This is a genomic window from Clostridia bacterium (assembly GCA_017438525.1).
Classification (GTDB): domain Bacteria; phylum Bacillota; class Clostridia; order Oscillospirales; family RGIG8002; genus RGIG8002.
Genome location: JAFRVI010000063.1, coordinates 1 through 8561 on the forward strand (window position 1 = coordinate 1; position 8561 = coordinate 8561).

The 8561-nt window shown below is 61.8% G+C and carries 6 protein-coding genes and 1 riboswitch; of the genes, 5 read left to right on the plus strand and 1 reads right to left on the minus strand.

Features of this window, described 5'->3' with window-relative positions; translation table 11 throughout:
• The coding region (locus IJL83_06130) for a hypothetical protein (protein MBQ6553173.1) at positions 1-477 on the minus strand (477 nt) is incomplete at its 3' end.
• Between the two features lie 58 nt (positions 478-535).
• A riboswitch (cyclic di-GMP riboswitch) is annotated at positions 536-610 on the minus strand.
• A 727-nt stretch (positions 611-1337) separates the two neighbouring features.
• On the opposite strand from IJL83_06130, the gene IJL83_06135 reads away from it, so the two are divergent.
• The 5 genes from IJL83_06135 to IJL83_06155 all read left to right on the plus strand — a co-directional run bounded on the left by IJL83_06135 (position 1338) and on the right by IJL83_06155 (position 8505).
• On the plus strand, positions 1338-3314 hold the full coding sequence (locus tag IJL83_06135) for a DNA topoisomerase (GenBank protein MBQ6553174.1): 1977 nt from the start codon (positions 1338-1340) through the stop codon (positions 3312-3314).
• Positions 3315-3684: 370 nt separating this feature from the next.
• Entirely contained in the window at positions 3685-4206 is a 522-nt protein-coding gene (locus IJL83_06140) for a hypothetical protein (protein MBQ6553175.1), read from the plus strand.
• 366 nt (positions 4207-4572) lie between these two features.
• Complete coding sequence (gene mnmE, locus IJL83_06145) at positions 4573-5946, plus strand: tRNA uridine-5-carboxymethylaminomethyl(34) synthesis GTPase MnmE (protein ID MBQ6553176.1); 1374 nt, start codon at positions 4573-4575, stop codon at positions 5944-5946.
• A gap of 330 nt (positions 5947-6276) precedes the next feature.
• Entirely contained in the window at positions 6277-8277 is a 2001-nt protein-coding gene (mnmG, locus tag IJL83_06150) for a tRNA uridine-5-carboxymethylaminomethyl(34) synthesis enzyme MnmG (protein ID MBQ6553177.1), read from the plus strand.
• Between the two features lie 54 nt (positions 8278-8331).
• The gene (locus tag IJL83_06155; protein MBQ6553178.1) at positions 8332-8505 is read left to right on the plus strand and encodes a hypothetical protein; all 174 of its coding nucleotides are present in this window, start codon (positions 8332-8334) and stop codon (positions 8503-8505) included.
• The last annotated feature ends 56 nt before the right edge of the window (positions 8506-8561 follow it).

The following is an 8561-nucleotide window of genomic DNA, read 5'->3' on the forward strand; positions in this document are numbered from 1 at the left end:
GGGGTTCACTCCCTCAGTCTCGGACGGCAAGCCGTCCGCGACAGCTCCCTCGTCTGAGGGAGCTCCGCCTTCGGCGGGGGCGGGGGTGGGGCCTGTCGTTCCGAGGGCGGAGCCCGAGGACTCCCCTTCCTCTTCCGCACGGCTGCTTTCGGCGGGGGATCCGTCGCCCAGCGGGCTCAGGATGACAGCGTCAGGGGCGGCGGCTTCGTCCGCGGGGGAGGGGGAGGGATTCACTCCCTCAGTCTCGGACGGCGAGCCGTCCTCGACAGCTCCCTCGTCTGAGGGAGCTCCGCCTTCGGCGGGGGCGTCCGCGGGGGTCTCGGACGAGACGGGCTCTCCGGCAGGCGCGGGGGTTTCGGGCGAGACGGGCTCTCCGGCGGCTTCGGTATTTTCTTTATTGATGATTTCTTCGCCGCTGACGGTCTCTTCGTTTTTGACGATTTCTTCGCCGTTGACGATCTCTTCGTTATCGGGCATCCTTCTCGCCTCCTTGTGATCAAAATAAAAAAACTGCGGCGTTCGCGCTCACGTCGAACATCGCAGCTGGCTGCCCGCGTGGGGCCCTTTAGCTTTGCGCCACCGGATTGCTCCGGCTTTGCCAAGTGTGAGGTTGTGGGGACGCTTCTTCAGCGTCCATACACGGAAGTATTATATATTACGTCCGCGCTGTTGTCAAGTGTTTTTTTCACACTTTCGCGAGCGGGCGGGTTTCGGGCTTTTCCGTGTCGGATTTTGTCGAATTTTGTCGAACGGTGTTTTGCGCGGGCGTTCGCGGGTACGTCATCCCGAGGGATCACACACCTTTTCCGGACGGCTGCATAAGGCGGGGGATCCTTCGACTTCGCGGCTTTCAGCCGCTCCGCTCAGGATGACGGGCTGCGCCCGTCATTTTTCACTTGACCTCGGCGGCACGAAGTAGTATAATATATACTGTATAAGGGTATTCTGCGCCCGAAACGGCACAAGATGTTGATTATGCGGCGAGTTACGCCCTCCGCGTAAATGCGCGGACGAGCAAGATCGTCCCTGCGGTTTGTTTTCTTACGCGGCGCGGCGCTGAAAGGGAGGGCTCGTCTTTAAGATCCTTCGGCTGCGCGGCGTTCCGCCGCTCCGCTCAGGATGACAAAAACGCGACGTTTTCGCCTATTTGCGCGGGCGATCAAGATTGCCCCTGCGGTTTCAGCGCCGTTCAAACGCGTCGCAAAAAGCGAGGGATTTTCGGATGATTTGCGGCGCGGAAGGACGACGGCTGGGCTATCTGCCCGCCGAGGACGACAAGCCGCAAAGGGCCGAAAAGACCCGCTTTGGTTGATTACATTAAAAGGAGTATATACGCAGTGGTTAAAGCTAAAACATACGGCGACGACAGCATTACCTCGTTAAAAGGCGCGGACCGCGTCCGGAAACGCCCCGGCGTCATCTTCGGCTCCGACGGCATCGAGGGCTGTCAGCACGCCGTCTTCGAGATACTCTCCAACTCCATCGACGAGGCGCGCGAGGGGCACGGCGACAGGATAATCGTCACGCGCTACCTCGATCACTCCGTCGAGATACAGGACTTCGGCCGCGGCATCCCGCTCGGCTGGAACGAGAAGGAGGGCAAGGACAACTGGGAGCTCGTCTTCTGCGAGCTCTACGCCGGCGGCAAGTACAAGAACGACGCGGGCGAAAACTACGAGTACTCCCTCGGTCTCAACGGCCTCGGCCTCTGCGCGACGCAGTACGCCTCCGAATTCATGGACGCGGAGGTCTATTCCGGCGGCATGAAGTGGAACCTATCATTCCGCCGCGGCGAGCTTTACGGCGAGGTGCGCAAGGAGCCGACGACCTCGCGCAAGACCGGCACCCGCATCCACTGGCTGCCCGATCTGCAGGTCTTCACCGATATAAATATCCCGCTCGACTACTACGTCGAGACGCTGAAAAGGCAGGCCGTCGTCAACAGCGGGATCGTCTTCCTGCTGCGAAACGAGGTCGCGCGCGGCAAGTTCGAGGAGACGGAGTTCGTCTATGAGAACGGCATAACAGACTACGTCGCCGAGCTCGCCGGCGAAAATCCGCTGACCCCCGTCAACTTCGCGGAAGGGGAGAGGCGCGGCCGCGACCGCGAGGATATGGAGGACTACAAGGTCAAGCTGCAGACCGCGTTCTGCTTCAGCCGCACGGCGTCCGCCGCGGAGTATTACCACAATTCAAGCTGGCTCGAGCACGGCGGCTCGCCCGAAAAGGCGGTGCGCCTGGCGTTCACCTCCATGATCGACGGCTACGCCAGAAAGCAGGGCAAATACAACAAGAACGAGAGCAAGATCACCTTCCAGGACGTCGAGGACTGCCTCGTCATCGTCACCAACTCCTTCTCGACGCGGACTTCTTACGAAAACCAGACGAAGAAGTCCATCACCAACAAGTTCATCCAGGACGCGATGACCGAGTTCCTCAAGCATCAGCTCGAGGTCTACTTCATCGAGAACCCCAACGACGCCGAGCTCATCGCCAACCAGGTGCTCGTCAACAAGCGCAGCCGCGAAAACGCCGAGAAGATGCGCCAGACGCTCAAAAAGGCGAACATTTCGACGATGGATTTCACCAACAAGGTCGAGAAGTTCGTCGACTGCCGCACCCGCGACAAGAGCGTGCGCGAGATATACATAGTCGAGGGCGACTCCGCGCTGACCTCCTGCAAGCTCGCGCGCGACGCGGAGTTTCAGGCGATAATCCCCGTGAGAGGCAAGATACTCAACTGCCTCAAAGCCGACCTGCACCGCATCTTCGAGAGCCAGATCATCACCGATCTGCTGAAGGTCCTCGGCTGCGGCGCGGAGGTCAAGAGCGGCAAGAAGGAGGTCTCCTCCTTCGACCTCGACCGCCTCAACTGGAGCAAGGTCATCATCTGCACCGACGCCGACGTCGACGGCTACCAGATACGCACGCTGATACTTACGATGCTCTACCGCCTCGTGCCTACGCTTATCGAGAAGGGGCTCGTCTATATCGCCGAGTCGCCGCTCTACGAGATAAACGCGGACAAGACCTATTTCGCCTACACCGAGAAGGAGAAGCAGGACGTGCTCGACCGCATTCAGGGGCAGAAGTTCACGATACAGCGCTCCAAGGGGCTCGGCGAGAACGAGCCGGACATGATGTGGCTGACCACAATGAACCCCGATACGCGCCGCCTGATACGCGTTTCCACCGACGACGTCGCGGAGATGGAGTATATGTTCAATACGCTGCTCGGCGACGACCTCGCCGAGAGGAAGGACTATATTTCCAGGTTCGGCAGCAGGTATCTGGATTTGACGGACGTAAGCTAGGCGTGCTTTGCACGCAGTGATATTGCCGGCTGCGCCGGCAGTGATATTATCGCTTCGCGACAGTGATATTGCGGCTTCGCCGCAGTGATATTGACGCTTTGCGTCAGTTAATGAGCAAATCGGCAGAGCCGATTTGAATATATTCGCCGCCTGCGGCGGCCTGCGTAGGGACGAGCATTGCTCGTCCGGAAACGGCGCGATTTGCGGAAGTGAGCGCGTTGCAGGGGCGATCTTGATCGCCGGCGCATTTACGCTCCGGCGCGGGAAACACGCTTTTGAACCGAGAGTGAGCGCGACGCAATATGACAACAAACAGTATAATCATCCTTATATTCTACCCACAGTATAACTCCAAAAGGAGCTGAAACGTATGAATTATGACCTTATCACCATCCTGATCGTCGCGGGAGTCGCGGCGGTCGCGTTCCTGCCGACGATACCGCTGATGCTGCTGCCCTGCGTGCGCCGTCTGCGCGGGTGGGCGAAGGCGTGGACGTGGATCTTCGCCTGCGCCGTCTACCTGCTCAACGCGGGGCTCGTCGCCTGTTGGGCGGGGGACATAATCCAGAACCGCGGCGGAGACCTCTCCGTCATATCCTTTTACGCATATATCGTGCTGTATCTGCTCGCGCCGGTATTCTACTCGGTGTTTTTCCGCGAAGGCAAGCGCTCGATAGTCTATCCGGCGATAATAACCTTCCTGGCGGCCGCGGGCGGGATCGCGCTCGGGCTGGTGCCGCTTTTCTACGGCATAAACAGCGAATTCAGCACGCTGACGAAGGTGCTCGGCGTCGCGGGGATATTCGTGCCGCAGCTTGCGACGGCGGCACTCTACAGCGTGATGATGACGCTTTCGTATAAGTATTACAAGAGCGGCGAAGCGGACTATTGAGCTCTCTGCGTTCCGATTGTTCCACGTGGAACAATCGGAACTTCGTTCGCAGTGATATTGATGCTTTGCATCAGTGATATTATCGCTCCGCGATAGTGATATTGCGGCTTCGCCGTCAGTGATATTGACGCTGCGCGTCAGTTAAGGAGCAAATCGGCAAAGCCGATTTGAATTATTCAAATTGCCTGCGGCAATTTGTTCCTTCGCTGCGAGCGGAGCGATGCAATTCAGCTATCGCACAGCGATAATTCAGCTGACGGCGGCAGCCGTCAATTTAGCTCGTGCGAAGCACGAATTTAGCTGTTTTGCGCCTGCGGCAAGGCGCCCGTCAGGATGGCGGCAAACACATCATAAGGAGCGTCATCAATGTCAATTATCACGCAAAACAACGACGTCATCGCCGCGATCGCGACACCGCGAGGGAACGCGGCGATCGCCGTTATACGCGTAAGCGGCGAAGGCGCGATCGCGCTCTGCGACGGCGTTTTCGCGCCGAAGGCGGGCGGCCCGCTCGCTTCGCGGAGGGGCTGGACCTGCGCGCTCGGCGAAATACGCGACGGCAGCGAGACCGTCGACACCGTCGTGGCGACCGTCTACCGCGCGCCGAAGTCCTACACCGGCGAGGACTGCGTAGAATTCGCCTGCCACGGCGGCGTTTTCGTCACCGAGCGGGTGCTCGAAACGCTGCTCAAGGCGGGCGCGAGGCAGGCGAGGGGCGGCGAATTCTCCAAGCGCGCCTTCCTCAACGGGCGGCTCGGGCTGACCGAGGCGGAATCCGTCATGAGCGTCGTTTCCGCGCGCTCCGCGGAGGCGCTGAAGCTCGCCAACAGGCAGGCCGGAGGCGCGCTCGACCGCGGTCTGCGCGAGCTTCGCGACGCCGCGAACGAAATCCTGATACACATATCCGCGGAGGCGGATTTTCCCGAGGAGGAGATACCCGAACTGCCGCGCGGCGAGGCGGTCGATAAGCTTTTCGACCTCTCCGACCGCTGTCTGAAGCTCGCCGGCACATACGAGGGCGGGCTGGCGCTCACCGAGGGCGTCGACGCGGTCATCGCGGGGCGCGCCAACGTCGGCAAGTCCACGCTGATGAACCTCCTCGCCGGGCGCGAACGCAGCATAGTTTCCGACGTCCCCGGCACGACGCGCGACGTGGTGGAAAGCGCCGTAGTATGCGGCGGCGTGCTGCTGAAGCTCGCCGATACCGCCGGGCTCCGCGACGCGCCGGAGGAAATCGAGCGCAGGGGAGTCGAGCTCGCGAACGCCCGGCTGGACGCCGCCTCGCTGGTCATCGCCGTCTTCGACGGCTCGGAGGAGCTCAAGGACGAGGACTTCTCATTATTGAAGAGAGCGCCGCAGATCGCGGTAATAAACAAGTGCGACAAGCCGCGCAGGATAGACGCTTCGCCGATAGAGGACGAATGCGCCTTCGTCGTGGAGATGTGCGCGAAGACGGGGCGGGGCCTCGACGCCCTCGCGGAGGCCGTCCGCGCGGTCACCGGCGCGGACGATTTCGACGACGCGGACGGGTGGTGCGCCTCCCTGCACCAGCGCGGCTGCCTGCGGAAGGCGGGCGAGGGGCTCGCCGCGGCGGGACTTGCGCTGAAGCGCGGCTTCGAGGCGGATATCGCCGCCGTCGACCTGCGCGAAGCTGTCTCCGCGCTCGACGAGTGCGCCGGCAGGAACGTCGCCGACGACGTGATAGACGGGATATTCAGCACGTTCTGCGTGGGAAAGTAGCTCTCTGCGTTCCGATTGTTCCACGTGGAACAATCGGAACTTCATTCGCAGTGATATTGACGGCTGCGCCGTCAGTGATATTATCGCTCCGCGATAGTGATATTGCGGCTTCGCCGCAGTGATATTGACGCTGCGCGTCAGTTAAGGAGCAAATCGGCGGAGCCGATTTGAATTATTCAAATTGCCGCAGGCAATTTGTTCCTTAAACTGCGAGCGGAGCGAAGCAATTTCACTGCGCCGGAGGCGGAATTTCACTGATGTGAAGCATCAATTTCACTGCCGCCGGCGGCAATTTCACTTTTCATCGTATTTCCGGGAGGTTTCGACACAATGAAGCGCTATACCAACCCCGAAACCTATGATATAGCCGTTATCGGCGCGGGGCACGCGGGTATCGAAGCCGCGCTCGCCGCCGCGCGTCTCGGCATGCGTACGGTGATCTTCGCCATAAACCTCGATTCCGTCGGAAATATGCCCTGCAACCCCTCCATAGGCGGCACCGGCAAGGGACACCTCGTGCGCGAGCTCGACGCCCTCGGGGGCGAGATGGGGCGCGCCGCCGACGAAACCTCCATACAGACGCGTATGCTCAACAAAGGCAAGGGCGCCGCGGTCTATTCGCTCCGCGCGCAGATCGACCGCAGGGCGTATCAGCAGCGCATGAAGCGCGTTCTGGAGCGCACTCCCGGCCTCGACGTAAGGCAGGCGGAGGTAGTCGCGATAGAAAGGGCGGAAGGGCCTGTCATCCCGAACGCGAAGCGTGAGGGACCCCACACCGCAAGCAGCCGTCCGCGTGAGGAGGGGGATTCCTCGTCGGCGCATTCGCGGCTCCTCGGAATGACAGACGGCGAGCCCGCCTCCGCGCCCGCGTGGCGCGTCGTGACGCGGCTCGGGGCGGAATACTCCTGCCGCGCCGTCGTGATCGCGACCGGAACCTACCTCGCGGGGCGCATCTTCGTAGGCGACGTCAGCTACGAAGGCGGCCCGGACGGCACCTTCGCGGCGACCTCGCTTTCCGCTTCGCTCCGCGAGCTCGGCGTGCCGCTGCGCCGCTTCAAGACCGGCACTCCCTGCCGCGTGCACCGCGCCTCCGTCGCGACGGACGAGATCGAGAGGCAGTCCGGCGACGAGCGCCCGGAGCCGTTCTCCTTCGAAACGCGCGCGGAGCCGCGCAACCTCGCGGACTGCTATATTACTTATACCAACGAAAAAACGCACGAAATCATACGGAAAAACATACTCCGCTCGGCGATGTACGGCGGCAGGATAACCGGCGTCGGGCCGCGCTACTGCCCCTCGATCGAGGACAAGATCAGCCGTTTCCCCGACCGTCAGCGGCATCAGCTTTTCATCGAGCCGACGGGGCTGGACACCGAGGAGCTTTACCTTCAGGGCATGTCCACGTCGCTTCCCGAGGAGGTGCAGATCGAGATGGTGCGCTCGGTCAAGGGGCTTGAACGCGCCGTTTTCACCCGCACCGCCTACGCGATCGAATACGACTGCGTCGACCCGACTGCGCTCACGCCGACGCTGGAGTTCCGCGACCTGCCGGGGCTTTACGGCGCGGGGCAGTTCAACGGCACGAGCGGCTACGAGGAGGCGGCGGCGCAGGGCTTCGTCGCCGGAGTCAACGCCGCGCTGAAGCTCAAGGGCGCCGAGCCGCTCGTTCTGACGCGCGACGGCTCCTACATCGGCACGCTGATAGACGACCTGGTCACCTGCGGCACGAACGAGCCGTACAGAATGATGACGAGCCGCTCGGAATACCGCCTTACGCTCCGCCAGGACAACGCCGACGAGCGCCTGACGCCCGTCGGACGCCGTATCGGGCTGATAAACGACGCGCGCTGGGCGGATTTCATCGAGAAGTACTCCAACATAGAAAAAGAGGAAAAACGGCTGAAAAAGGCCGTTCTGGCGCCTTCAGAGCCGTTGAACGCCCTGCTTGAGTCGCTCGGCACGACTCCGGTGTCGAACGGCGTCACCCTCGCGGAGCTGCTGAAGCGCCCGGAGGTCGACTACGAATCGCTCGCGCCGTTCGACGTTACGCGTCCGGAGCTGCGCCGCGAGGAGTGGGAGGAGGCGGTCATCCGCATCCGCTACGAAGGGTACATCGCGCGGCAGAACGCGCAGATCGCGGAGGCGAAGCGCGCGGAAAGCACCCTCCTGCCGCCGGATATCGACTACGACGACGTCTACGGCCTGCGCATCGAGGCGCGCGTGAAGCTCAAGGCGATCCGTCCGCTCAGCGTCGGGCAGGCGTCGCGCATCCCCGGCGTCAACCCCGCCGACGTGGAGATACTGCTGATATATCTGCGGAAAAACAGGTGAATCGCGGACTTTGTCGGCGGGTAAATTCACGCCTTCGGCGGTGAGGGTGCGAGAATGCACGGACGAGCAATGCTCGTCCCTACGGGCGCGATGCTTCGCTTCGCTCCGCTCAGGATGACAAAGGGCGGCGAGGGTGCGAGAATGCACGGACGAGCGGTGCTCGTCCCTACGGGCGCGATGCTTCGCATCGCTCCGCTCAGGATGACAAAGTGCCGCACGGCTGCGTGAATGCGCGGACGATCAAGATCGCCCCTACGGTATGCGCCTGCGGCAAGGTCGCCGTA